Origin of the sequence: Streptacidiphilus jiangxiensis (genome assembly GCF_900109465.1) — a bacterium.
Lineage (GTDB): Bacteria > Actinomycetota > Actinomycetes > Streptomycetales > Streptomycetaceae > Streptacidiphilus > Streptacidiphilus jiangxiensis.
Genome location: NZ_FOAZ01000004.1, coordinates 508,732 through 532,344, shown reverse-complemented (window position 1 = coordinate 532,344; position 23,613 = coordinate 508,732). Strand labels below are relative to the sequence as shown.

Sequence of the window (23,613 nt, the reverse complement as noted above, 5' to 3'; positions counted from 1 at the left end):
TCGGTGGCCTGGAGCTTCCAGTGCACGACCGTACCGGCGCCGCGGCCGCCCTCGCGGACCTGGTACTCGCTGTACTGGGAGGGCAGCAGGGTCGGGCGGACCTTCTCGTAGTCGGCGACGGCGTCGAAGACCCGCTCGGGGGAGGCCTCGATGACCCGCTCGGTGACGGCGTAGACCTGGCCCATGACGTGCTCCTTGCGTAAGGGAGGAAGAGGGGGGTGTCGTTCCGCGACAAGCCAACCACACCGGCCCTCTGGCGGCTTCGGCGCCTCCGCTGCCAAGGTGACGACATGACGACCGAGCGCCCACGACTGACCGTGCGTCCCAAGCCGGACGAGTACGCCTGGACCTTCGGCGGCGCCGCGCCGGTGGCGCGGATCGCGCCGGGGACGGTGCTCGACCTGACCACCGAGGACTGCTTCGCCGGGCGGGTGACCTCCACCCGCACCCTCGTCTCGGAGGTGTGCGAGTTCCCCTTCCTCAACCCGCAGACCGGCCCGTTCTGGGTCGAGGGCGCGGAGCCCGGCGACACGCTGGCGGTGCACTTCGTCTCCGTCGAGCCCGCACGCGACTGGGCGGCATCGACGACCGTCCCCCTCTTCGGCGCGCTGACCTCCACGCACACGACCGCGACGCTGCAGGACCCGCTGCCCGAGCGGGTCTGGATCTGGGAGCTGGACCGCGCCGCCCGCCTGTGCCGCTTCTCCGCGCACGACAGCGATCTGGTCCTGGACCTGCCGATGGACCCGATGCACGGCACCGTCGGCGTCGCCCCGGCCAACCTGGAGGTCCGCTCCGCGCTGGTCCCCGACGCCCACGGCGGCAACCTGGACACCCCGGAGATGCGCGCCGGCGTCACCTGCTTCCTCGGCGTGAACGTCGAGGGCGCCCTGTTCAGCCTCGGCGACGGCCACGCCCGCCAGGGCGAGGGCGAGACCTGTGGGGTGGCGGTGGAGTGCGCGATGGAGACGGTCGTCATCGTGGACCTGCTCAAGGGCGTCAGCACGCCCTGGCCGCGGATCGAGTCCGACACCCACCTCGTCTCCACCGGCTCCGCCCGCCCGCTGGAGGACGCCTTCCGCATCGCCCAACTCGACCTGGTGCAGTGGCTGGTGCGCGACTACGGATTCTCCGCGATGGACGCCTACCAGTTCCTCTCCCAGGCCGTGGAGTCGCCGCTGGCCAACGTCTGCGACACCAACTACACCTCGGTGGCCAAGGTCCGGAAGGCGTACCTGCCGCGCGGCCACGACCCGTACCTGGGGCTGCACACGCACCTGCGCGAGGCTGCGGCATCCTTGCGGGCATGACCCAACCTCTGAACGCCGACGAGATCCTCGACGTGGTCGACGCCGACGACCACGTCGTCGGCCAGGCCCCGCGCGCCGAGGTGATGGCGAAGCGCCTGCGCCACCGCTGCGTCTTCATCCTCGCCACGGACGCCGACGGCCGGATCTTCGTGCACCGACGCACGCCGCAGAAGATCGTCTTCCCGTCGCTGTACGACGTCTTCGTCGGTGGCGTCGTCGGCACCGGCGAGTCCTACGACGAGGCGGCCAAGCGCGAGGCGGAGGAGGAGCTCGGCGTCACCGGCATCGAGCCGGAGCACCTCTTCACCTTCCTCTACAGCAGCGCCGACCACGAGTGGTTCTCCGCCGTCTACCGCGCGACCACCCCGGTGACGGTCGCCCCGCAGGTCAGCGAGGTCGCCTGGCACGCCTTCCTGACGGAAGCCGAACTGGAGGCGGCCCTCCCCGGCTGGGACATGGTCCCGGACGGTCTGGAGGCCTGGCGGCGGCTTAGCGCCTGGAGCGCGGAGCAGGGTTGACCCGGGTCCGCGCGGCGCCACCTCCGGCCCCTGACGCCTCGTTCAGGTCGAGGTTGAGCCGCAGCACCTGGAAGTCCTCACCGGGCAGACGGAAGCCATCACTCGCGAGAGTGAAACCCGCAGCTCAGTAGCTGGTCGGCAGACCGATGTTGAGCCGGATGGTCTCGTTCTCGGATGCGAGCGACCCGTCCCAGAACCCCTTGATGCCGGCGGTCCAGTCCTGCTGCGAGGTGACGGCGCCGAGCGCCTCCGCCCGGGTGGCCTCGGCGAGGTCGGACCGGGCCAGTCCCGAACCCTGGGCCCGCAGGAAGTCCGAGTCCAGTGCGGACAGCGAACCGAGCGCCCGTGCCTCGGCCCGGTCCGCCACGGCGAGCTGCGCGGCGAGCGCCGGGCCCTGGCGCCAGCCGCCGGGGGTGAGGGCGCCCAGCTCCCGACGCAGCAGGCCGGTCTGCCGGACCGTGTCCAGGTAGGCCCGCTGCTGTGCGGTGCGGCTCGCCGCCGACTGCTGCAGGTCCCCCCTGACCGCAGGCCAGCCGTTCGCGGGGCCCACCGTGCACCAGGCCGCGCCGCCGCTGTCCCACGAGCTCTGGACCGGGTAGTAGTACCGGAGCTCCACCCCTTTCGACCGCAGCGCCCAGGGGTCGACGAAGTCCGCGAACAGGGCCTGCTGGCACACGACGAGCGACTTCCACTCGGCCTCGGCGAGGCCCGGGTACGAGCCGCCCACCCGGACGCGGGCGAAGAGCTGGCGATCGTGCGGGCCGCTGCACGGCACGACGGTCACCCGGTTCACCGGATGCTGGGCGGGCTCGTCGTAGCAGGAGCCGATCGGCATGCTCGCCACCTGTTGCTGCGCACTCCCACCGAAGCCGGGAAGCGCGGACGGGAGCCCCGAGAGGGAGAAGCAGACCACGACGGCGAGCAGGCCGAGGAGACCGAGGGCGATGGAGGCGGCCGCCTTCGCGTTCCGGCCGGACTTCGGCGGTGGCACCGGCTGGACCGGGGTCCACGGGTGTTCGAACGGCTCGGCGGACGGCGATGCCGGAACCGGTGGTGAGGGCGGCTGTGCGTCGGTCATGGAAACCCCCAATCGGCGGGTGACGGTACCGCATCTCCCCTCCGATCAGGACAGCCCCTCCACGAACGCCTGCGCGGGCGCCGTCAGCGTTCCCGACCAGACCGCCTCGGTGCGGTGGAGCAGGCCCGGATCGACGAGCGGGACGGGGACGACGTCCGGTGGAGGGGTGGCCGGGAACGGGACGAGGGCGAGACCGAGGCCGGCGGCGACACAGGCGGTGACGGCGTGGGGGTCCGGGCCGGTCAGGGTGACCGTCGCGGGGAACGCGTCCGAGCCGGTCGCGGCGCGCAGGTCGGCGAGGGGGACGGCGGCGTCCGGGGCGTCGAGCCACCCCGCGTCCGCGAGGGCGGCGATGCGCAGGCGGCGGCGCGGGGCGAGCGGGTGGTCCACGGGCAGGAGGACGGCGAGTGCCTGCTCGGCGACGCGTTGCGCGCGGACCGGCGCGCCCGCCGGGAGCGCGAGGGGGTCGCTCGGCGCGGCGAGGCCGTCGACGACGGCGACGTCGAGCTCGCCCGACGCCACCGCGGCGACCGCCGCGGTGCGGCCGAGGACGGCCACCTCCAGCTCGGCGCGCGGGAGTTCCCGTCGCGTCACGGCCAGGGCCGCGGCCACCCGCGCGGGCGAGGCCAGCGCGGTGACGCCGAGCCGCAGCCGGCCGCGCGGGGAGCCGCCGACGCGGGCGACGTCCGCGCGGGCCGCGTCGAGGCGGAGCAGGATGCCCGGGGCGTGCTCGAGCAGGCGCGTGCCCGCCTCCGTCGGGGCGACGGGACGGCGCTCGAGCAGGGGTGCGCGCAGCTCCTGCTCCAGTGCGGCGATCTGCTGGGAGACGGCCGACTGGGTGTAGCCGAGCTCGCGCGCGGCGCCGGAGAAGGAGGCGAGCCGGACGACGGTGAGGAAGGTGCGCAGCTGCTGGGGATCCACGCGGCATAAGTATTGCTGATCGAACCACCACGGATGATCGTTGGACCTGAACGGCGGACCGCGCCGACCATGGACGCATGACGACGACCGCGACGACCGCGACCCTCTCGACCACCTCGACCACCTCGACCACCGCCACCGCCCCCCGCCTCGCCCTGGTCGGCGACCGCGACCCGAAGGTCCGCTCCCACCAGCGCGTCCCGCAGCTGGCCGCCGCCCTGCTGGAACGCGACGGGCTCGCCCTGGACCTGTACTGGATCGGCTCCGACGAGGTCGGCTCCCCCGAGGACCTGCGCGGCTTCGACGGCGTCTGGCTGCTGCCCGGCAGCCCCTACCGCTCGGAGGCGGGCGCTCTCGCCGCGGCCCGCGCGGCGCGCGAGAACGGCATCCCGTTCCTCGGCACCTGCGCCGGCTTCCAGCACGCACTGCTGGAGTTCGCCCGCGACGTCTGCGGCCTGACGGACGCCGCGCACGCCGAGAACGACCCGGACGCCGAGCACCTGCTGATCGCCCCGCTGGCCTGCAGCCTGGTCGGCCACGAGCTCCCCATCACCCTCGCCCCGGGCACACTCGCGGAGCGCCTCCTCGGCGCGGAGGGGAGCGTGGAGCGCTACCACTGCAACTACGGCCTGCACCCGGACTTCCCCGCCCGCCTGGCCGAGCACGGCCTCGTCTTCTCCGGCCACGACACGGCCGGAGAGCCCCGCATCGCCGAACTGCCGCAGTCGACGCACCCCTTCTTCCTCGCCACCCTCTTCCAGCCGGAACTGGCCGGCGACGGCACCCGTCCCCACCCCTTCGTCGAGGCCTTCGCCCGCGCGGCGAGGGAGCACGCGCAGCTGAAGTCCGCCTGATTCGTTCGTTCCGGGGTGTCACAGGCGCGGGCCCACCGGTGTCTTCATGCCGAACGGTCCAGGAAGACACGCACGAGGAGACGGACATGACGTTGCGCCTGGCGAAGGCAGAGCTCCCCGCCGAGCTCAGGGAGAACATGGTCGCGCAGTTGGGCGCCGTACCGGAGAACGTCGAGGTGCTGTGGCACAGCCCGCGGGTGGCCCGGGACAACCTGGAGTTCGGCGCCAGGGTGGGGGCCTGGGACGCTGTCGAGCCGAGCCTGAAGGCGTTCGCCCACATGGCCGTCGCCGCGCAGGTCGGCTGCAGCTGGTGCCTGGACGTCGGGTACTTCCAGGCGCAGCACGGGAAACTGGACCTGGCCAAGGCGAGCCAGGTACCGCGCTGGCACGAGGCGGAGGTCTTCACCCCACTGGAGCGCGGAGTGATGGAGTACGCGGAGGCGATGACGAACACCCCGCCGACCGTCACGGACGAGCAGTACGCCGCCCTCCTGGCGCGGCTGGGAACACCGGCGATGGTGGAGCTGACCGCGTTCGTCGCCTACGTCAACCTCGCGACCAGGGCCAACGTGGCGAACGGGGTCACCTCGCAGGGCTTCTCCGACGCCTGTGAGATCCCGTTGGCCCCGCCGTCGGCCACTCCGTCGGCGACGCCCCGGGACGGGTCCGCCGCATGACCGAGGACCCCTTCGTCGCCCACCGCGGCCTGCTGTTCACCGTCGCCTACGAGATGCTCGGCTCCGCCGCCGACGCGGAGGACGTGCTGCAGGAGACCTGGCTGCGGTGGGCCGACGTGGACCGGTCCCAGGTCCACGACCCGCGGGCGTACCTGGTTCGGGCGGTCACCCGGCAGGCGTTGAACCGGCTGCGTGCGCTCTCGCGGCGCCGCGAGGAGTACGTGGGCGAGTGGCTGCCCGAGCCGCTGCTGACCCACCCGGACGTCGCCGAGGACGTCGAGCTCGCGGAGAGCGTCTCGATCGCGATGCTGACCGTCCTGGAGACGCTCGGCCCGGCCGAGCGGGCGGTGTTCGTGCTGCGGGAGGTGTTCGACACGCCCTACGAGGAGGTCGCCGAGGCCGTCGGCAAGAGCCCCGCCGCCGTGCGGCAGATCGCCCGCCGGGCCAGGGACCATGTCACCGCCGGACGGCCGCGCGTCCGGGTGAGCCGCTCGGAACACCGGGCCGTGACCGACCGGTTTCTCGCCGCGCTGCACACCGGACGCCTCCAGGACCTGCTGGACGTGCTGGCGCCGGACGTCGTGCTCGTCGCCGACGGCGGCGGACGCAGCGCCGCCGCGCTCGCGCCCGTCCACGGAGCGGAACTGATCGCGAGGATGCTCGCCGGCACCGACCGGGCGGCCTCCGAGACGTCGGTGGTCTGGCTCAACGGCGCCGCCGCGATCCGGATCGAGACACCGACCGGCGCGGCGGCCGTGAGCCTTCTGGTCGAGGACGGGCGCATCACCCGGATCTACGCGACGTCCAACCCGCAGAAGCTGACCCGGCTCGACACCCCGACCGATCTCACCAGGCAGGGCGGCCTTCCTACCGGACGGTAGGCGAGGTATGGTGTCGGCACCACCTCCGTCGGCGTTGGGAGCCGCCGCGACGGAGCGTTCATGTGGTTCATCACCACGGTCTTCTTCACGCTGAGCTGCGCCCTCGGCGATCTTTCTTTTCACCACGGCCTTCAGTCGCCCGTGGATCCCTTTTCTCTCGCCGCCGTGTCGGAGCGGAACGACCGCGGCGTACTCCCTGCTTCCCAGGAGTCACGCCATGACCAGTCCCTTTCCCACCGTCGCCGTCGTCGGCCTGGGCACCATGGGTGCCGGGATCGCCGAGATCGTCGCCCGCAGTGGTCGGCAGGTGATCGGTATCGAGGCGTCCGCCGCCGACGCGCACGCCGCCCGGACCCGGATCGAGGAGGCGACCGCGCACTCCGTGCGCCGTGGCCGGCTCACCGAGGAGGAGCGCGCCGGGCTGCTGGCGCGGATCCGCGTCACCGACGAGCTCTCCGCCGCCGCCGAGGCCCAGCTCGTGATCGAGGAGGTGCCGGAGCAGCTGGAGCTCAAGCGTGAGATCTTCGCCGAGCTCGACAAGATCTGCCCGCCGGAGACGGTGCTCGCCACCGGCACCACCGCCCTCTCCGTCACCCGGATCGCCGCCGCGACCGGACGTCCGGAACGGATCCTGGGCCTGCACTTCTTCAACCCGGCCCCGGTGATGCAGCTGGTCGAGGTGGTCCGCACGGTGCTGACGAACCCGCAGGCCGCCGAGGACGTGGCGGAGTTCGCGCGCTCGCTGGGCAAGTCGCCGGTCGCCGCCGGGGACCGGGCCGGGTTCATCGTCAACGGGCTGCTGTTCGCCTACCTGAACCAGGCCGCCGCGATGTTCGAGTCGCGCTACGCCAGCCGCGAGGACATCGACGCCGCGATGCGGTTCGGCTGCGGCCTGCCGATGGGCCCGCTGGCGCTGCTGGACCTGATCGGCGTCGACACCGCCAAGACCGTGCTGGAGGCGATGTACGCGCAGTCGCACGACCGACTGCACGCGCCCGCGCCGATCCTGGGCCAGCTCTCCGCCGCCGGTCTGCTGGGCCGCAAGTCCGGCCGCGGCTTCTACAGCTACGCCGCCCCCGGCTCCTCCGAGGTCGTGGCCGAGGAGGGCGCCACCGCCAAGGTGCGCGTCGCGGGCCGCGAGGTGCGCAGCGTCGGTGTCTGCGGCTCGGGCACGATGGCCAACGGCATCGCCGAGGTCTTCGCCAAGGCCGGCTACACGGTCACGCAGGTGGCCCGCAGCCAGGAGAAGGCCGACCGCTCCAAGGCGGCGATCCAGAAGTCGCTGGACCGCATGGTCGCCAAGGGCCGCCTGTCCGAGGAGGACCGCGACGCCACGCTGGCCCGGGTCACTCCGAGCGGCAGCTACGAGGACCTGCACAGCGTCGACCTGGTCCTGGAGGCCGTCGCCGAGGACCTGGCCGTGAAGCGCGAGCTGTTCGCCACCCTCGACAAGATCTGCAAGCCGGGCGCGGTGCTGGCGACCACGACCTCCTCCCTCCCGGTGATCCAGTGCGCGACGGCCACCAGCCGCCCGCAGGACGTCATCGGCATGCACTTCTTCAACCCGGCCCCGGCGATGAAGCTGGTGGAGGTCGTCAGCACCGTCCTGACCGGCGAGGACGTCACCGCGACCGTGCTCGACCTGTGCGCCAAGGTCCGCAAGCACCCGGTGGAGTGCGGCGACCGGGCCGGCTTCATCGTCAACGCGCTGCTCTTCCCCTACCTGAACGACGCCGTCCGCATGATCGAGGAGCACTACGCCTCGGTCGACGACGTCGACACCGCCATGAAGCTCGGCTGCGGCTACCCGATGGGCCCGTTCGAGCTGCTGGACGTGGTCGGCCTGGACGTCTCGCTGACGATCGAGAAGGTGCTGCACGCGGAGTTCCGCGAGCCGGGCCTGGCGCCCGCGCCGCTGCTGGAGCACCTGGTGACCGCGGGCTGCCTGGGCCGCAAGACCGGCCGCGGCTTTCGCGACCACGCGCGTCGATGAGGCCAGGTAGCCTTCCGGTCATGACCACGGAAGAGCAGCTGCTGGAGCAGGCGGGCGTGTCGGGCCTGACGAGCGAGGCGGCCAGCGGTCCCGCCCGCCGGGCGACGGCCCAACGGCAGCTGATGCGCCAGGAGCTGGCCGCGGCGGCCATGGACCTGTTCGCCTCCCAGGGCTACGAGGAGACGACGGTCGACCAGATCGCCGCCGCGGCGGGCGTGGCCCGGCGCACCTTCTTCCGGTACTTCCGGTCCAAGGAGGAGGCGATCTTCCCGGACCACGACGACACCCTGGTCCGGGTCGCCGACCTGCTGGCCAGCGCGGATCCGAGCGAGCATCCGTTGGACGTGGTCTGCCGGGGCATCAAGGAGGTGCTGCGGATGTACGCGGCCACCCCCGCGGTCTCGGTGGCCCGCTACCGGCTGATCCGCCAGGTGCCGACACTGCGCGAGCGCGAGATCGCGGTGGTCGCCCGCTACGAGCGGCTCTTCACCCGCTACCTGCTGGGCCGGTTCGACACCGACCAGGGCGACGACGCGATGCTGGCCGAGGTCTCGGCGGCGGCCGTCGTCGCGGCCCACAACCACGTGCTGCGCCGCTGGCTGCGGGCCGGCGGGCGGGGCGAGGTGGAGTCCCAGTTGGACCACGCCTTCGAGGCGATCCGGCGGACCTTCTGGGGCGACCTGACCACCCGCCGCGGCGACCGCCCGGCACTCCAGCTGGCACCGGGTGCCAGCAGCGGCAGCGACTACGTCATCACCGTCGCCCGTGCGGACGCACCGCTGGACGAGGTCATGGCGGGCATCCGCGCCGCCCTGACCGGCCAGAACGAGGTATAACCGCAGCTCAGAGCCATATTTTCGCAACCCTCCACAAGGGCGTCCCGTCACATCCGACAGGGCGCCCTTGTGTCGTGTTGCAACGTGATGACACTCACGTGACACTCGATGCAAATGGTGGCACGCAGTGTCTTTACGAGTGGCACAGGGTGCCAGTACGTTGTTACCCACTGGTCGCGGCGCCGCGGCTCCCCACCCGGCGCGCCTCGACCTACCGCCCGCGCGCCACCCCTGCGCAGGCCCCAAGCTCGAAACACACCCAAGCTTCGCGACTGACGAGACAGCCGGCGTCCGCTCCCGGCGACTCCATGCACCACCCCCCCGTCCCATTGACGCACCCTGCATCCCTCAGCAGGTACGCCGCCGGAGGCAGCCATGGCAGCCATGAAGGAAATCCTCGCCGCGATCCAGAACCCGGACACCACCGCCGCCGAATACGCGGCACTGGAGCTCCCGGAGTCCTACCGCGCGATCACGCTCCACAAGGACGAGCAGGAGATGTTCGCGGGCCAGGAGAGCCGCGACAAGGACCCGCGCAAGTCCCTGCACCTCGACGACATCGCCCTGCCGGAGCTCGGCCCGGGCGAGGCCCTGGTCGCGGTGATGGCCAGCGCGGTCAACTACAACACCGTGTGGAGCTCGATCTTCGAGCCGGTCTCCACCTTCGGATTCCTGGAGCGCTATGGCCGCCTCTCGCCCGAGACCGCGCGTCACAACCAGGACTTCCACGTCCTCGGCTCCGACCTGGCGGGCGTGGTGCTGCGCACCGGGCCGGGCGTGCACGCATGGAAGCCCGGCGACAAGGTGGTCGCCCACTGTCTCAGCGTCGAGCTGGAGAGCGCCGACGGCCACAACGACACCATGCTGGACCCCGAGCAGCGCATCTGGGGCTTCGAGACCAACTACGGCGGTCTGGCCGAGATCGCGCTGGTCAAGTCCAACCAGCTGATGCCCAAGCCGGAGCACCTCACCTGGGAGGAGGCCGCCTCCCCGGGCCTGGTCAACTCCACCGCCTACCGCCAGCTGGTCTCCCGCAACGGCGCCGGCATGAAGCAGGGCGACAACGTGCTGATCTGGGGCGCCTCCGGCGGCCTCGGCTCCTACGCCACCCAGTACGCGCTGGCCGGTGGCGCCAACCCGATCTGCGTCGTCTCCAGCCCCGCCAAGGCGAAGATCTGCGAGGAGATGGGCGCCGAGGCGATCATCGACCGCTCCGCCGAGGGCTACAAGTTCTGGAAGGACGAGCACAACCAGGACCCGCGCGAGTGGAAGCGCTTCGGCGGCAAGATCCGCGAGCTGACCGGCGGTGAGGACGTCGACATCGTCTTCGAGCACCCGGGCCGCGAGACCTTCGGCGCCTCGGTCTACGTCACCCGCAAGGGCGGCACCGTCGTGACCTGCGCGTCCACCTCCGGTTACATGCACCAGTACGACAACCGCTACCTGTGGATGTCGCTCAAGCGCATCGTCGGCTCGCACTTCGCGAACTACCGCGAGGCGTGGGAGGCCAACCGTCTGATCGCCAAGGGCAAGATCCACCCGACGCTGTCGAAGACCTACACCCTCGCCGAGACCGGCCAGGCCTCGCTGGACGTGCACCACAACAAGCACCAGGGCAAGGTCGGCGTGCTGTGCCTGGCGCCCGAGGAGGGCCTCGGCGTCACCAACCACGAGCTGCGCGCCAAGCACCTGCCGGCCATCAACCGCTTCCGCGGCGAGTAGTAGTCGGAGTCCACGAAGATGACTGTCCATCGGGACCGGCCCTGGCTGATGAGGACGTACGCGGGGCACTCCTCCGCGGCCGCCTCGAACGAGCTGTACCGGAAGAACCTGGCGAAGGGTCAGACGGGCCTCTCCGTCGCCTTCGACCTGCCGACGCAGACCGGCTACAACCCCGACCACGTCCTCGCCCGCGGCGAGGTCGGGCGGGTCGGAGTCCCGGTCAGCCATGTGGGCGACATGCGGACCCTCTTCGAGGGCATCCCGCTGGAGCGCACCAACACCTCGATGACCATCAACGCCACGGCCATGTGGCTGCTGGCGATGTACCAGGTGGTCGCCGAGGAGCAGGGCGCGGACATCGCCAAGCTGACCGGGACCACCCAGAACGACATCATCAAGGAGTACCTGTCGCGCGGGACGCACGTCTTCCCGCCCGGGCCCTCCATCCGGCTGACCACCGACATGATCGCGTACACGGTCGCCCACATCCCGAAGTGGAACCCGATCAACATCTGCAGCTACCACCTGCAGGAGGCCGGGGCCACGCCGGTGCAGGAGCTGGCCTTCGCGATGTGCACGGCGATCGCCGTGCTCGACGCGGTCCGCGACAGCGGCCAGGTCAAGCCGGAGCAGATGGGCGAGGTCGTCGCCCGGATCTCCTTCTTCGTCAACGCGGGCGTCCGCTTCGTCGAGGAGATGTGCAAGCTGCGGGCCTTCGCGCAGCTGTGGGAGAAGGTGACGCTGGAGCGTTACGGCGTCACCGACCCCAAGCAGCGCCGGTTCCGCTACGGCGTCCAGGTCAACTCGCTCGGCCTGACCGAGGCGCAGCCGGAGAACAACGTCCAGCGCATCGTGCTGGAGATGCTCGCCGTCACGCTGTCCAAGGACGCCCGCGCCCGCGCCGTGCAGCTGCCCGCCTGGAACGAGGCACTGGGTCTGCCCCGGCCCTGGGACCAGCAGTGGTCGCTGCGCATCCAGCAGGTGCTGGCCTTCGAGTCCGACCTGCTGGAGTACGGGGACCTGTTCACCGGCTCCGTCGTGGTCGAGGCCAAGGTCGCCGAGCTGCTGGCCGGCGCCGAGGCCGAGATCGCCAAGGTGCAGGAGATGGGCGGGGCCGTGGCCGCCGTCGAGTCCGGCTACCTCAAGGCCGCGCTGGTGGCCTCGCACGCCGAGCGCCGCGGCCGGATCGAGTCGGGCGAGGACAAGGTCGTCGGCGTCAACTGCTACGAGACCACCGAGCCCAGCCCGCTGACGGCCGACCTGGACACCGCGATCATGGTGGTGGACGGGGACGCCGAGCGCGCCGTGGCCGAGGCCTTCGCCGGCTGGCTGGCCGCGCGCGACGAGGCCGCCGCGCAGGCGGCGCTCGCCGAGCTCAAGGCGCAGGCGCAGACCGACGCCAGCCTGATGACCGCCACCCTGGCCTGCGTGCGCGCCGGCGTCACCACCGGCGAGTGGTCGCAGGCGCTGCGCGACGTGTTCGGCGAGTACCGGGCGCCCACGGGCGTCGGCGGCGCGCCGATCACCGGCGTGATCGACCCGGACAGCGGCTCCGAGCTGCTCACGGTGCGAGAGGCCGTCGCCCGTACCGCGCAGGAGCTGGGCAGCGGCAAGCTGCGGCTGCTGGTCGGCAAGCCCGGCCTGGACGGCCACTCCAACGGCGCCGAGCAGATCGCCGTCCGTGCCCGCGACGCCGGCTTCGAGGTCGTCTACCAGGGCATCCGGCTGACGCCCGAGCAGATCACGGCCGCCGCGATCGCCGAGGACGTCCACTGCGTCGGCCTGTCGATCCTCTCCGGCGCCCACGCCGAGCTGGTGCCGGACGTGCTCCAGCGGTTGCGACGCGCCGGGGCCGAGGACGTGCCGGTCGTCGTCGGCGGGATCATCCCGGCCGCGGACGAGCAGGCCCTGCTTGCCCAGGGCGTGGCCGCGGTGTTCACTCCGAAGGACTTCGGGATCACCGCGATCATCGGCCATATCGTCGACGAGATCCGTCTGGCCCACGGCCTGGACCCGATCTTCACCACCCGTAAGACTCAGAAGGAAGAGACCCTCGCCTCATGAGCAACGTCAACCGCCTCCGTCCGCGCCGTTCCTGCCTGGCCGTCCCCGGCTCGAACCCGCGCTTCCTGGAGAAGGCCCAGGGCCTCCCGGCCGACCAGGTCTTCCTGGACCTGGAGGACGCCTGCGCGCCGCTGGCCAAGGAGGGCGCCCGCCACACCATCGTCGACTTCCTGAACAACGGCGACTGGACCGGCAAGACGCGCGTGGTCCGCGTCAACGACTGGACCACCCACTGGACCTACCGTGACGTCGTGACCGTCGTCGAGGGCGCGGGCCAGAACCTGGACTGCATCATGCTGCCCAAGGTCCAGGACGCCCAGCAGATCGTCGCGCTGGACCTGCTGCTGACGCAGATCGAGAAGACCATGGGCTTCGAGGTCGGCAAGATCGGCATCGAGGCGCAGATCGAGAACGCCAAGGGCCTGATCAACGTCGACGCGATCGCCGAGGCGAGCCCGCGTCTGGAGACGATCATCTTCGGCCCGGCCGACTTCATGGCCTCCATCAACATGAAGTCCCTGGTCGTCGGCGAGCAGCCGCCCGGCTACCCGGCCGACGCGTACCACTACATCCTGATGCGCATCCTGATGGCCGCCCGCGCCAACGACCTGCAGGCCATCGACGGCCCCTACCTGCAGATCAAGAACGTCGACGGCTACCGCGAGGTCGCCGGCCGCAGCGCCGCGCTTGGCTTCGACGGCAAGTGGGTGCTGCACCCCGGCCAGGTCGACGCGGCCAACGAGGTCTACTCCCCCTCCCAGGAGGACTACGACCACGCGGAGCTGATCCTCGACGCCTACGACTGGTGCACCTCCGAGGCGGGCGGCAAGAAGGGCTCCGCGATGCTCGGCGACGAGATGATCGACGAGGCCTCCCGCAAGATGGCCCTGGTCATCTCCGGCAAGGGCCGCGCCGCCGGCATGCAGCGCACCACCAAGTTCGAGATTCCCGAGAGCTGAGGCCAGCCATGCAGTTCGGACGCACCTACGAGGAGTTCGAGGTCGGCGCGGTCTACAAGCACTGGCCCGGAAAGACCGTCACCGAGTACGACGACCACCTCTTCTGTCTGCTCACGATGAACCACCACCCGCTGCACATGGACGCGAACTACGCGACCACCACCGTGCAGGGCAAGAACGTCGTGGTCGGCAACTACATCTACTCGCTGCTGCTCGGCATGAGCGTCGAGGACGTCTCCGGCAAGGCCCTGGCCAACCTGGAGATCGAGTCGCTCAAGCACGTCGCCCCGACGTTCCACGGCGACACGATCTACGGCCAGACCGAGGTCCTCGACAAGAAGATGACCTCCAAGCCCGACCGCGGCATCGTCTACGTCGAGACCAAGGGCTACAACCAGGACGGGACGCTGGTCTGCGTCTTCCGTCGCAAGGTGATGGTCCCCACCGAGCAGTACCTCAAGGAGCGCGGCGGCGACCAGCCCGGCCGCCCCGAGCTGCGCGAGCAGCCGTAACCCTCCCCCACAGTGCTCGGGCGCTCCACGGTGTATGCCACGCCCGTGGAGCGCCCGGACAGGCCGGTCAGAAGAGAAGGACACGATCCATGGGACGCCTCGCCCAGACCGAAGGTCTCAACGAGATCCAGCAGGAGATCCTCGCGACCGTTCGCAGCTTTGTCGACAAGGAGATCATTCCGGTCGCCACCGAGCTGGAGCACCGCGACGAGTACCCCACCGACATCGTCGAGGGCCTCAAGGAGATGGGGATCTTCGGCCTGATGATCCCGGAGGAGTACGGCGGCCTCGGCGAGTCGCTGCTGACCTACGCGCTGACCGTGGAGGAGATCGCCCGCGGCTGGATGTCGGTGTCCGGCATCATCAACACCCACTTCATCGTGGCCTACATGATCAACGCCCACGGCACGCAGGAGCAGAAGGACTACTTCCTCCCGCGCATGGCCACCGGCGAGATCCGCGGCGCCTTCTCGATGTCCGAGCCGGGTCTGGGCTCCGACGTCTCCGCCATCTCCACCAAGGGCGTCAAGGACGAGAGCGGCGAGTTCTACGTCCTCAACGGCCAGAAGATGTGGCTGACCAACGGTGGCACGTCCTCCGTGATCGCCTGCCTGGTCAAGACGGACGAGGGCCACGCCTCCCCGTACAAGAACCTGACCACCTTCCTGATCGAGAAGACGCCTGGCTTCGGCCCGAACGAGACGGTCCCGGGCCTGACCGTCCCCGGCAAGATCGAGAAGATGGGCTACAAGGGCGTCGACACCACCGAGCTGGTGCTCGAGGACGTCAAGCTGCCCGCCGACCGGATCCTGGGCGGCGTCCCCGGCCGCGGCTTCTACCAGATGATGGACGGCGTCGAGGTAGGCCGCGTCAACGTCGCCGCCCGTGGCTGCGGTGTCGCGCAGCGCGCGTTCGAGCTGGGCATCCGCTACGCGCAGCAGCGGCAGACCTTCGGCAAGAAGATCGCCGAGCACCAGGCGATCCAGTTCAAGCTGGCCGAGATGGCCACCAAGGTCGAGGCGGCCCACCAGATGATGGTGATGGCGGCCCGCAAGAAGGACTCCGGCCAGCGCAACGACCTCGAGGCCGGCATGGCGAAGTACCTGGCCTCCGAGTACTGCAAGGAGGTCGTCGAGGACTCGTTCCGGATCCACGGCGGCTACGGCTTCTCCAAGGAGTACGAGATCGAGCGCCTCTACCGCGAGGCCCCGATGCTGCTCATCGGTGAAGGTACGGCGGAGATCCAGAAAATGATCGTGGGACGCCGCCTGCTGGAGGAATACAAGCTCGCCGAGTAACTCGCACGGCGAGGGGAGACTTGCCGGGGCGCGGGCTGGGGAGCACAGCGCATTTCGGCAACGTGGGGGCGCGGATCACACGGTTCGCGCCCCCATTTTCGTGTATTGCCCAACTGCCTTGCGTGCCAGCGACCTGAGTGCTTTGTCACCGTTCGCCCACAACCCTTGGCCCTGGCCCCCTCACCGGCTTACCTTGGCGGAGCAGAGAGAAACGCGGGAGCACCCCACCCGGGTTCCCGGAGCTTGCTACGGCACCACCTGCTGCCGATAGCATCCCCTCGGACGACCGTGTGTCGCCAATGACACATCCGTCCCCGAACCCCTCGACACCGCGACCTTGTCGGTCGCGACAAAGGTCTTCGATGCCCCTTCGTCCGTCCCATTCGACCGACGCCACCCGGCCGCGCGTGACCCTGGCCCGTGGTGCGTCCCCCTGGCTCGTCCCGACCGTGCTCACGGCCGCCGCGTGCACCGCCCTCACCCGGCGCAACGGCAAGTGGGCTCTGGCGGCGGTACCGGTCTCCGCGCTCAGCGCGGGCATGCTCTGGTTCTTCCGCGACCCCGAGCGCGAGCTCGGCGCCGGCCGGGTCATCTCTCCTGCCGACGGCGTGGTGCAGAGCATCGACGCCTGGCCCGACGGCCGCACCCGCGTGGCGATCTTCATGAGCCCGCTCAACGTGCACGTCAACCGGGCCCCCCTGGACGGCGTGGTCCGCTCCGTCGAGCACGTGCCCGGCGGCTACGTCCCGGCGTTCAACAAGGACAGTGACCGCAACGAGCGCGTCGTCTGGCACTTCGACACCGAGCTCGGCGACATCGAGATGGTGCAGATCGCGGGCGCGGTGGCCCGACGCATCGTCCCCTACGTCACCAGCGGCACCAAGGTCGGGCGCGGCGAGCGGGTCGGCCTGATCCGCTTCGGCTCGCGCGTGGACACCTACCTCCCGGCGGGCGTGGAGCCCGGTGTCGAGGTGGGCCAGAAGACGACGGCAGGGGTGACCCGCCTTGACCGTGACTGACCCCGAGGCCTACTCGCACCAGTCCCACCAGGACGAGGACGACGAGGAGATCGAGCGCGTCGTCCGCCGGCTGCGCTGGGCGCGCGACCGCGAGCTGCGCCGTCCGCTCTCGCCGCAGCACCTCTCCACCGCGGACCTGTTCACGCTCGGCAACGCCGTCTGCGGCTTCCTGGCGATCTACTGCACCACGACGGGCGTCCTCATCCCGCACCTCACCGGTGTGGCGACGAGCGGGGACCGCCGTAGTGCTGCGGCCGCGGTGACGCTGCTGCTGATCGGCTCGATGTGCGACCTGTTCGACGGCCTGGTGGCGCGCAAGCTCCGCTCGTCCGCGCTGGGCGCGGAGCTGGACAACCTGGCTGACCTGATCAGCTTCGGCATCGCCCCGGCGTACTTCGTCGTGGTCTGGGGCATGACCGCGGGCGGCGCGCACCACCGCGTCAGCGCGGGTATCGCGATCATGGTGCTGCTGGCCGTGGTGCTGCGCCTGGCCCGCTTCTCCTGCACGGCGGCCCGCCCGGGTGTCTTCCAGGGCATGCCCTCGCCGATGGGCGCGCTGACGGTGATCTCCATCGTGCTGCTGAACCCGCCGTTCGCGCTGGGCGCGGTCGGCATCGTGGCCGTCTCGGCGCTCATGGTCAGCCAGGTCGAGTACCCGAAGCCCCAGGGCAAGCTGGCCACGGCCACGCTGTGCTGGATCGTCGTCTCCATGGGCTGCCTCACCGCGTGGGCCACGGGCCTGCCCGGCGGCGCGACCCTGCTGCAGATCGGTGCCTCGCTCCAGGTCGCCCTGGCGCTGATGGCCCCGCTCATGGTCATCCGCCGCAAGGTCGGCGACGTCCGCGCCAAGCGCGCGGAGGCGCGCAGCGCGACGAACTGAGCCTCGCCACGAACGCCGGGGGCCCGGGACGGATTCCGTCCCGGGCCCTTGGCGTTCGCGGAAGGACACTCGAGCGCGCAGTCCCACCCGAACCGCTGCCGCTCCGCTACGATCGGCGACCGTGCGAACGACGATCAACCTCTGGCGGCAACGCCTCGACGAGGTCCCGGAGGAGGCGTGGGCAGACCCGGCGGTCGAGGCGCTGATCCTCGCCGACACCGGGATCGTCTCCCTCCCGGCCCGGATCGGCACGCTGCGACGGCTGCGCGTCCTGGACCTCGGGCACAACGCGCTGACCGCCGTCCCGGAGGAACTGGGCGCTCTCGACGCCCTCGACTTCCTCTACCTGCACGACAACCGCCTCACCGCTCTGCCGCACTCCCTCGGCCGGCTCACCGGGCTCCGCTACCTCAACGTCGGCGAGAACCCGCTCCGCGCCTTGCCGGAGTCGGTCGGCGACCTGACGGCCCTGCTCGAGCTGCGGGCCCAGGGCTGCGGCCTGACCGCCCTGCCCGGCTCGCTGCGGCGCCTGGTCCACCTGCGCGAGCTGCACCTGCGCGACAACGCCCTCACCGCCGTCCCGGACGCCCTCCGGGCGCTTCCACGGCTGCGCCACCTCGACCTGCGCGGCAACCGGATCGCCACCCTGCCCGACTGGATCGCCGGACTGCCCTCGCTCGAGAAGCTGGACCTGCGCTGGACGGATGTCGACCCGGACGCGCCGCTGCTTGCCGGGCTCTCCGCCCGCGGGTGCTTCGTGCTGGCCTGAGCAGTATCGAAAGAGTTCTTTCGAAAGAACTCTTTCCATCGGTCGCGCGGCTCGCTACGCTCCTTCCATGAGCCGATCCGAGCCCACCCCGCCGCTGAGGTCCGTCCAGGATCCGCGGAGCCTGCGCGCGCTGGCGCATCCGACGCGGATGGCCCTGCTGGAGGCGCTCGCCCTGCACGGGACGCTGACGGCGACGGAAGCCGCGGCCCTCGTCGGCGGGAACGCCTCCAATGCCTCGTACCACCTGCGGACGCTCGCCTCGCACGGGTACGTCACGCAGGCCGAGGGCGGCGCGGGCCGCGAACGCCCGTGGCGACTGGACGGTGTCGGGATGACCTTCGAGCAGGACGACGAGGATCCCGGCGTGGCCCAGGCGGCGTCCGCCCTCTCGGAGGTGCTCAGCGAGCGCTGGGCCGAGCGGCGGCGCCGGTTCCAGCTCACCCGCGAGCAGTACCCCGAGGCCGTGCGCCGCGCGGCCGGCGAGAGTCAGGCGATTCTCTTCGTGACGCCGGAGGAGATGGAGCAGGTCAAGGACGAGCTGCTGGCCGTCGTGATGCGTTACTACGACCGGATCGAGGACCGGGGCGCGCGCCCCGAGGGTTCGCTGCCGTTCGAGGTCGTCATGTCCGCCGTCCCGTTCACCCTCGGCGAGCCCGAGCCGAGCCCGGAGAGCTGAGCCCCACCGCACCACGGCCCTGTCCAGCGACGAGGGTCGGCCTGTCATGCCCATGCCTTGACTGTGGGAGATTCCATGCGCACCCTGCTCGCCCAGCCCCGTATGCGGCTGTACTTCCTCGGCACCACCCTCAGCACCATCGGCGGCTACGCCCTCTGGCTCGCCTCGGGCGTCTGGGTCAAGGAGCTCACCGGCTCGACCGCGCAGGCGGGCCTGTGCATGCTCAGCCTGATCCTCGGCACGCTGCTCTCGCCCGCCGGCGGCTACCTCGTCGACCGCATGCGGCGCAAGCCGCTGCTGCTCGCCACGAACGCCGTCACCGGGCTCCTCGTGCTGAGCCTCACCCTCGTGCACGGCCCGGGACAGGTCTGGCTGATCTACGCGGTGATGTTCGTGAACGGCCTCGCCCTGTCCGTCACCGGCTCCGCGACGACCGCCCTGCTCCCCGCCATGGTCGAGCCGGAGCTGCTGGGCGCCGCCAACGGCCTGACGCAGGCGCTGACCCAGGGCCAGCGCCTGATCACGCCGGCCCTCGGGATCGGCCTGCTGGCCGCCTTCGGCGGTGGGGCGGTGGCCGCGGTCGACGCGGCCTCCTTCGCCGCCGGCATCCTGTGCTGGGCCTTCGTCAAGGTCGACGACCCGCGCCCGGTGCCGAGCTCCGCCAACTGGCGCACGGAGACCACAGCGGGCTTCCGCTTCCTGCTGCGAACCACCTCGCTGCGCCAGCTGAGCACCGCGCTCTTCGTCGGCCTCTTCGTGGCGGGCATGTTCGAGACGCTCGCCTTCGCCGTGGTGACGGTCGGTCTGCACCGGGCGCCGACCTGGATGGGCGTGCTGGTGACCGTGATGGGCGTGTCCGGCGTCGTCGGCGGCCTGCTGGTCGGCGCGCTGATCAAGCCCCTCGGCGCGGGCCGCCTCACCGCGCTGGGCCTCGCCCTGTGCTGCGGCGGCGCGCTCGCCTTCGCGGTCCCGGTCACGCCCGTCGTGCTGACCGGCGCGCTGCTGCTGGGCTTCGCCCTGCCGTGTATCATCGTCGGCTCCATGACGGCGGTTCAGCTCACCACCCCGAGCGAGCTGCTGGGCCGGGTCTCCGGCGCCGACGTCTTCCTCACCACCGCGGGCCAGGCTCTCGGCATGGCCACCGGCTCCGCACTGATCACCACCGTCTTCTACCGGGACATCGCCCTCGGTGGCGCGGCCCTCCTCGCACTGAGCGCCCTCTACCTGGTCACCCGCCGCGCACAGCGCGTCGTTCGGCCCGCGCTCGCGTAACGGCGGCGGACGCCGAAGTGCCCCGTCGCGCGGTCGGGTTCGCGGCGGGGCACTTCGGGGTCTCGCGGGGCGGACGGCGCTCAGCTGCCGTAGTAGGCCCGGGTCATCAGGCGCTTCATGTCGTCGATCATCGGCATCCGCGGGTTCGCGGGGGCGCACTGGTCGGCATAGGCGTTGAGGGCCTGCTGCGGCAGGGCCGCCAGGAAGGCCTGCTCGTCGACGCCCTCGGCCTGGAAGGAGCGCGGGATGCCGCAGCGGTCACGCAGCTCCTCCACGGCCCTGGCGTAGGACTCGACGCCCTCCGCCGTGGTGGAGGCCGGCAGGCCCAGCATCCGGGCGATCTCGGCCAGGCGCTCCGGGGCGCGGTAGGTCTCCGCCTTGGGCCACGGGGTGGCCTTGTGGGTGACCGTGCCGTTGTGGCGGATCACGTGCGGCAGCAGCAGCGCGTTGGTGCGGCCGTGGGCGACGTGGAAGGTGTTACCCAGGGTGTGCGCCATCGCGTGGACCAGGCCCAGGAAGGAGTTGGCGAAGGCCATGCCCGCGATCGTCGACGCGTTGTGCATCTTCTCGCGCGCCTCGGGGTCCTTGGCGCCGTCGGTGACGCAGCGCTCCAGGTTCTCGAAGATCAGCCGGATCGCCTGCAGGCACTGGCCGTCGGTGAAGTCGCTGGCATAGGCGGAGACGTAGGCCTCGGTCGCGTGGGTCAGCGCGTCGAATCCGGAGTCGGCGGTGACGGTCGGCGGCAGGTTCATCGGCAGCACCGGGTCGACGATCGCGACCGACGGGGTCAGCGCGTAGTCGGCCAGCGGGTACTTCTGGGCCGCGGCCGGGTCGGAGATGACCGCGAACGGGGTGACCTCGGAGCCGGTGCCGGAGGTGGTCGGGATCGCGACCAGCTGCGCCTTCTCGCCCAACTGCGGGAAGGTGTAGGCGCGCTTGCGGATGTCGAAGAACTTCTCCTTGGTGTCCGCGAAGGCCACCTCGGGGTGCTCGTACATCAGCCACATGATCTTCGCGGCGTCCATCGGCGAGCCGCCGCCCAGCGCGATGATGGTGTCGGGCTCGAAGTCCCGCATCATCGCGGCGCCCTGGACGACCGTCTCCAGCTCGGGGTTGGGCTCGACGTTGTCGATGACCTGGAGGGCGACCGGCTCCTTGCGGGAGTTCAGGATCTCGGTGACGCGTCGGACGAAGCCGATGGCGCCCATGGTCTTGTCGGTGACCAGCGAGACGCGGTGGATGCCGGCCATCTCGCCCAGGTAGCGCAGCGAGTTGCGCTCGAAGTAGATCTTCGGCGGGACCTTGTACCACTGCATGTTGGTGTTGCGCCGCCCGATCCGCTTGATGTTGAGCAGGTTGACCGCGGTGACGTTGCTCGACACCGAGTTGTGGCCGTAGGAGCCGCAGCCGAGGGTCAGCGAGGGCAGGAAGGCGTTGTAGACGTCGCCGATGCCGCCGAAGGTGGAGGGCGCGTTGACGATGACGCGGACCGCCTTGACGGCCCTGCCGAACTCCTCGGCCAGCGCCTCGTCCTCGGTGTGGATCGCGGCGGAGTGGCCCAGCCCGTCGAACTCCACCATCTGCGCGGCCAGTTCGATGCCGTGCGCGGTGTCGCAGGCGCGCAGCGCGGCGAGGATCGGGGAGAGCTTCTCGCGGGTCAGCGGCTCGCCCGGGCCTACCTCGGCGCACTCGGCCAGCAGGATCGCCGCGTCCTCGGGCACCTCGAACCCGGCCTGCTCGGCGATCCACTGCGGGGACTTGCCCACCACGGCCGCGTTCAGCTTCGCCCCACCGCAGTTGGCGCCGCCGGCGGTGACGCCGAAGACGTACTCCTCCAGCTTGGCCTTCTCCGCCGCGCTGAGCACGTGGGCGCCCAGGCGCCGGAACTCGGCGAGGCCGGCCTCGTAGACCTCGGTGTCGAGGATGACGGCCTGCTCGGAGGCGCAGATCATGCCGTTGTCGAAGGCCTTGGAGAGGGTGATGTCGTGGATCGCCCGGGCCAGCCTGGCGTCCTTGGCCACGTAGGCCGGGACGTTGCCGGCGCCGACGCCGAGGGCGGGCTTGCCGCACGAGTACGCGGCGCGGACCATCGCGTTGCCGCCGGTGGCCAGGATGGTGGAGACGCCGTCGTGGTTCATCAGCAGGCCGGTCGCCTCCATCGACGGCTGCTCGATCCACTGCACGCACCCGGCCGGCGCGCCGGCCTCGATCGCGGCGTCGCGCACGATCCGGGCGGCCTCGGCGGAGCAGCGCTGCGCGGAGGGGTGGAAGGCGAAGACGATCGGGTTGCGGGTCTTCAGCGCGATCAGCGCCTTGAAGATCGTGGTCGAGGTGGGGTTGGTGACGGGCGTCATCGCGCACACCACTCCGACGGGCTCGGCGATCTCGGTGACGCCGTTCAGCTCGTCGCGGCTGACGACGCCGACGGTCCGCAGCTCGCGCATGGAGTTGGTGACGTGCTCGCAGGCGAAGAGGTTCTTGACCGCCTTGTCCTCGAACAGGCCGCGACCGGTCTCCTCGACGGCCAGCTGGGCCAGGCGACCGTGCTCGGCGAGGGCGGCCAGCGAGGCCTTCTTGACGATGTGGTCGACCTGCTCCTGCGTGAAACCGTCATAGGCGCGCAGGGCGCCCTGGGCGAGGGCGACGAGGGCGTCGACGGCCTCGGCGGGGGTGGGGGTTGCGGTGGGCTTCGGCATGGCGCTCGTCACCTCGGCAGTGGAAGGGAGCCGTTCGGTTCGTTACCTCCACCGTGCTCCTCGCCGCCGCCGCGCAGTACGGGCCTTGGCCGCGTCCCGGTCGGGACGTTCGGCCCCTTCCGCCCTCACGCCGGTCCTACCCGAGCGGCGGCAGCGCCTCCTCGGCGTGGTGGCCGAGCCGGTCCAGGCCGGCGACGGTCGCGGCCAGCTGCTCGGGCTCCAGGACCTGGAAGACGTGCTCGTCGATCGCGCGGGCGTGCCGCTGGGCGGCCTCGGCGAGCTTGCGCTCGCCGAGCGGCGTGATGGTGACGACCTTGATCCGACGATCGGTGCGGGAGCGCCGCCGCAGCACCAGGCCCGCGTCGACCATGCGGTCCACCAGCCGGGTCGCACCGCCGCTGGTCAGCACGGCGTCGCGGGACAGGTCGCCCATGGTCACCCCGTCGGGCGCGGCGGCGAGCCGCAGCAGCACCTCGAACATCGCGTGCGAGATGCCGCTCTCCCGCTCCATCGCCAGGCCGAGCAACCGCTCCAGCCGCGCAGCGGCGGTCAACAGCACGCCGAAGGCCTGCACGCGCTCGTCGGCGACGGCGTCGGCGGCGGTCTCGATGCTGATGGCGGTAGCGGGCATGATGCGCTCCTTCCCCAGGGGACCAGGCACACGCTACAGCCCGTGGG

At 71.1% G+C, this 23,613-nt stretch carries 22 protein-coding genes; 17 read left to right on the top strand and 5 right to left on the bottom strand.

Annotated elements, in window-relative coordinates:
• The coding region (locus tag BMY61_RS11255) for an SRPBCC family protein (protein ID WP_177240377.1) at positions 1 to 185 on the bottom strand (185 nt) is incomplete at its 3' end.
• Between the two features lie 105 nt (positions 186 to 290).
• On the opposite strand from BMY61_RS11255, the gene BMY61_RS11250 reads away from it, so the two are divergent.
• Positions 291 to 1,310, top strand: a complete 1,020-nt coding sequence (locus BMY61_RS11250) for an acetamidase/formamidase family protein (protein ID WP_042446302.1) — start codon at positions 291 to 293, stop codon at positions 1,308 to 1,310.
• Positions 1,307 to 1,828, top strand: coding sequence for an NUDIX domain-containing protein (locus BMY61_RS11245; RefSeq protein WP_042446305.1), 522 nt, complete (start codon positions 1,307 to 1,309; stop codon positions 1,826 to 1,828). The genes BMY61_RS11250 and BMY61_RS11245 overlap by 4 nt, the downstream gene beginning before the upstream one ends.
• Before the next feature lie 124 nt (positions 1,829 to 1,952).
• Here the strand turns inward: BMY61_RS11245 and BMY61_RS11240 are convergent, their stop codons facing one another.
• A complete protein-coding gene (locus BMY61_RS11240) occupies positions 1,953 to 2,906 on the bottom strand; it encodes a septum formation family protein (RefSeq protein WP_042446308.1) in 954 nt (317 codons plus the stop codon).
• 45 nt (positions 2,907 to 2,951) lie between these two features.
• On the bottom strand, positions 2,952 to 3,827 hold the full coding sequence (locus BMY61_RS11235; protein ID WP_075003845.1) for a LysR family transcriptional regulator: 876 nt from the start codon (positions 3,825 to 3,827) through the stop codon (positions 2,952 to 2,954).
• 77 nt (positions 3,828 to 3,904) lie between these two features.
• Here BMY61_RS11235 and BMY61_RS11230 point away from each other — a divergent pair, with 77 nt between their 5' ends.
• From BMY61_RS11230 to BMY61_RS11160, 15 genes are all read left to right on the top strand, one after another.
• Positions 3,905 to 4,681, top strand: a complete 777-nt coding sequence (locus BMY61_RS11230; RefSeq protein ID WP_042441396.1) for a CTP synthase C-terminal region-related (seleno)protein — start codon at positions 3,905 to 3,907, stop codon at positions 4,679 to 4,681.
• Between the two features lie 86 nt (positions 4,682 to 4,767).
• Positions 4,768 to 5,358, top strand: coding sequence for a carboxymuconolactone decarboxylase family protein (locus tag BMY61_RS11225; protein ID WP_042441398.1), 591 nt, complete (start codon positions 4,768 to 4,770; stop codon positions 5,356 to 5,358).
• Entirely contained in the window at positions 5,355 to 6,239 is an 885-nt protein-coding gene (locus tag BMY61_RS11220; RefSeq protein WP_042441399.1) for an RNA polymerase sigma-70 factor, read from the top strand. The genes BMY61_RS11225 and BMY61_RS11220 overlap by 4 nt, the downstream gene beginning before the upstream one ends.
• 217 nt (positions 6,240 to 6,456) lie before the next feature.
• Entirely contained in the window at positions 6,457 to 8,232 is a 1,776-nt protein-coding gene (locus tag BMY61_RS11215; RefSeq protein ID WP_042441401.1) for a 3-hydroxyacyl-CoA dehydrogenase family protein, read from the top strand.
• Positions 8,233 to 8,252: 20 nt separating this feature from the next.
• Positions 8,253 to 9,068 (top strand): TetR family transcriptional regulator, encoded by an 816-nt coding sequence (locus BMY61_RS11210; protein ID WP_052438206.1) that lies wholly within the window; start codon positions 8,253 to 8,255, stop codon positions 9,066 to 9,068.
• Positions 9,069 to 9,452: 384 nt separating this feature from the next.
• Complete coding sequence (gene ccrA / locus BMY61_RS11205; protein WP_042441898.1) at positions 9,453 to 10,790, top strand: crotonyl-CoA carboxylase/reductase; 1,338 nt, start codon at positions 9,453 to 9,455, stop codon at positions 10,788 to 10,790.
• An 18-nt stretch (positions 10,791 to 10,808) separates the two neighbouring features.
• The gene (locus tag BMY61_RS11200; protein WP_075003844.1) at positions 10,809 to 12,854 is read left to right on the top strand and encodes a protein meaA; all 2,046 of its coding nucleotides are present in this window, start codon (positions 10,809 to 10,811) and stop codon (positions 12,852 to 12,854) included.
• Positions 12,851 to 13,813 (top strand): HpcH/HpaI aldolase/citrate lyase family protein, encoded by a 963-nt coding sequence (locus BMY61_RS11195; RefSeq protein ID WP_042441405.1) that lies wholly within the window; start codon positions 12,851 to 12,853, stop codon positions 13,811 to 13,813. Before BMY61_RS11200 ends, BMY61_RS11195 begins: the two co-directional genes overlap by 4 nt.
• Before the next feature lie 8 nt (positions 13,814 to 13,821).
• Positions 13,822 to 14,325 carry a MaoC family dehydratase gene (locus BMY61_RS11190; RefSeq protein ID WP_042374384.1) on the top strand — a complete coding sequence of 168 codons (504 nt, stop codon included), beginning with the start codon at positions 13,822 to 13,824 and terminating at the stop codon, positions 14,323 to 14,325.
• Positions 14,326 to 14,414: 89 nt separating this feature from the next.
• Positions 14,415 to 15,623 (top strand): acyl-CoA dehydrogenase family protein, encoded by a 1,209-nt coding sequence (locus BMY61_RS11185; RefSeq protein ID WP_042441406.1) that lies wholly within the window; start codon positions 14,415 to 14,417, stop codon positions 15,621 to 15,623.
• A gap of 362 nt (positions 15,624 to 15,985) precedes the next feature.
• Positions 15,986 to 16,642, top strand: coding sequence for a phosphatidylserine decarboxylase (locus BMY61_RS11180; protein ID WP_042441408.1), 657 nt, complete (start codon positions 15,986 to 15,988; stop codon positions 16,640 to 16,642).
• Positions 16,629 to 17,522: a CDP-diacylglycerol--serine O-phosphatidyltransferase gene (pssA, locus tag BMY61_RS11175; RefSeq protein WP_042441410.1), complete on the top strand. Its 894-nt coding sequence runs from the start codon at positions 16,629 to 16,631 to the stop codon at positions 17,520 to 17,522. The genes BMY61_RS11180 and pssA overlap by 14 nt, the downstream gene beginning before the upstream one ends.
• A 121-nt stretch (positions 17,523 to 17,643) precedes the next feature.
• Positions 17,644 to 18,291 (top strand): leucine-rich repeat domain-containing protein, encoded by a 648-nt coding sequence (locus BMY61_RS11170; RefSeq protein WP_042441412.1) that lies wholly within the window; start codon positions 17,644 to 17,646, stop codon positions 18,289 to 18,291.
• A gap of 67 nt (positions 18,292 to 18,358) precedes the next feature.
• Positions 18,359 to 18,967, top strand: coding sequence for an ArsR/SmtB family transcription factor (locus BMY61_RS11165; protein ID WP_042441414.1), 609 nt, complete (start codon positions 18,359 to 18,361; stop codon positions 18,965 to 18,967).
• Between the two features lie 75 nt (positions 18,968 to 19,042).
• The gene (locus BMY61_RS11160; protein WP_042441416.1) at positions 19,043 to 20,239 is read left to right on the top strand and encodes an MFS transporter; all 1,197 of its coding nucleotides are present in this window, start codon (positions 19,043 to 19,045) and stop codon (positions 20,237 to 20,239) included.
• Between the two features lie 80 nt (positions 20,240 to 20,319).
• Here BMY61_RS11160 and adhE read toward each other — a convergent pair whose 3' ends face one another.
• Both adhE and BMY61_RS11150 read right to left on the bottom strand, forming a co-directional pair.
• Complete coding sequence (gene adhE / locus BMY61_RS11155) at positions 20,320 to 22,935, bottom strand: bifunctional acetaldehyde-CoA/alcohol dehydrogenase (protein ID WP_042441418.1); 2,616 nt, start codon at positions 22,933 to 22,935, stop codon at positions 20,320 to 20,322.
• A 136-nt stretch (positions 22,936 to 23,071) separates the two neighbouring features.
• On the bottom strand, positions 23,072 to 23,566 hold the full coding sequence (locus BMY61_RS11150) for a MarR family winged helix-turn-helix transcriptional regulator (protein ID WP_052438208.1): 495 nt from the start codon (positions 23,564 to 23,566) through the stop codon (positions 23,072 to 23,074).
• Positions 23,567 to 23,613 lie beyond the last annotated feature (47 nt).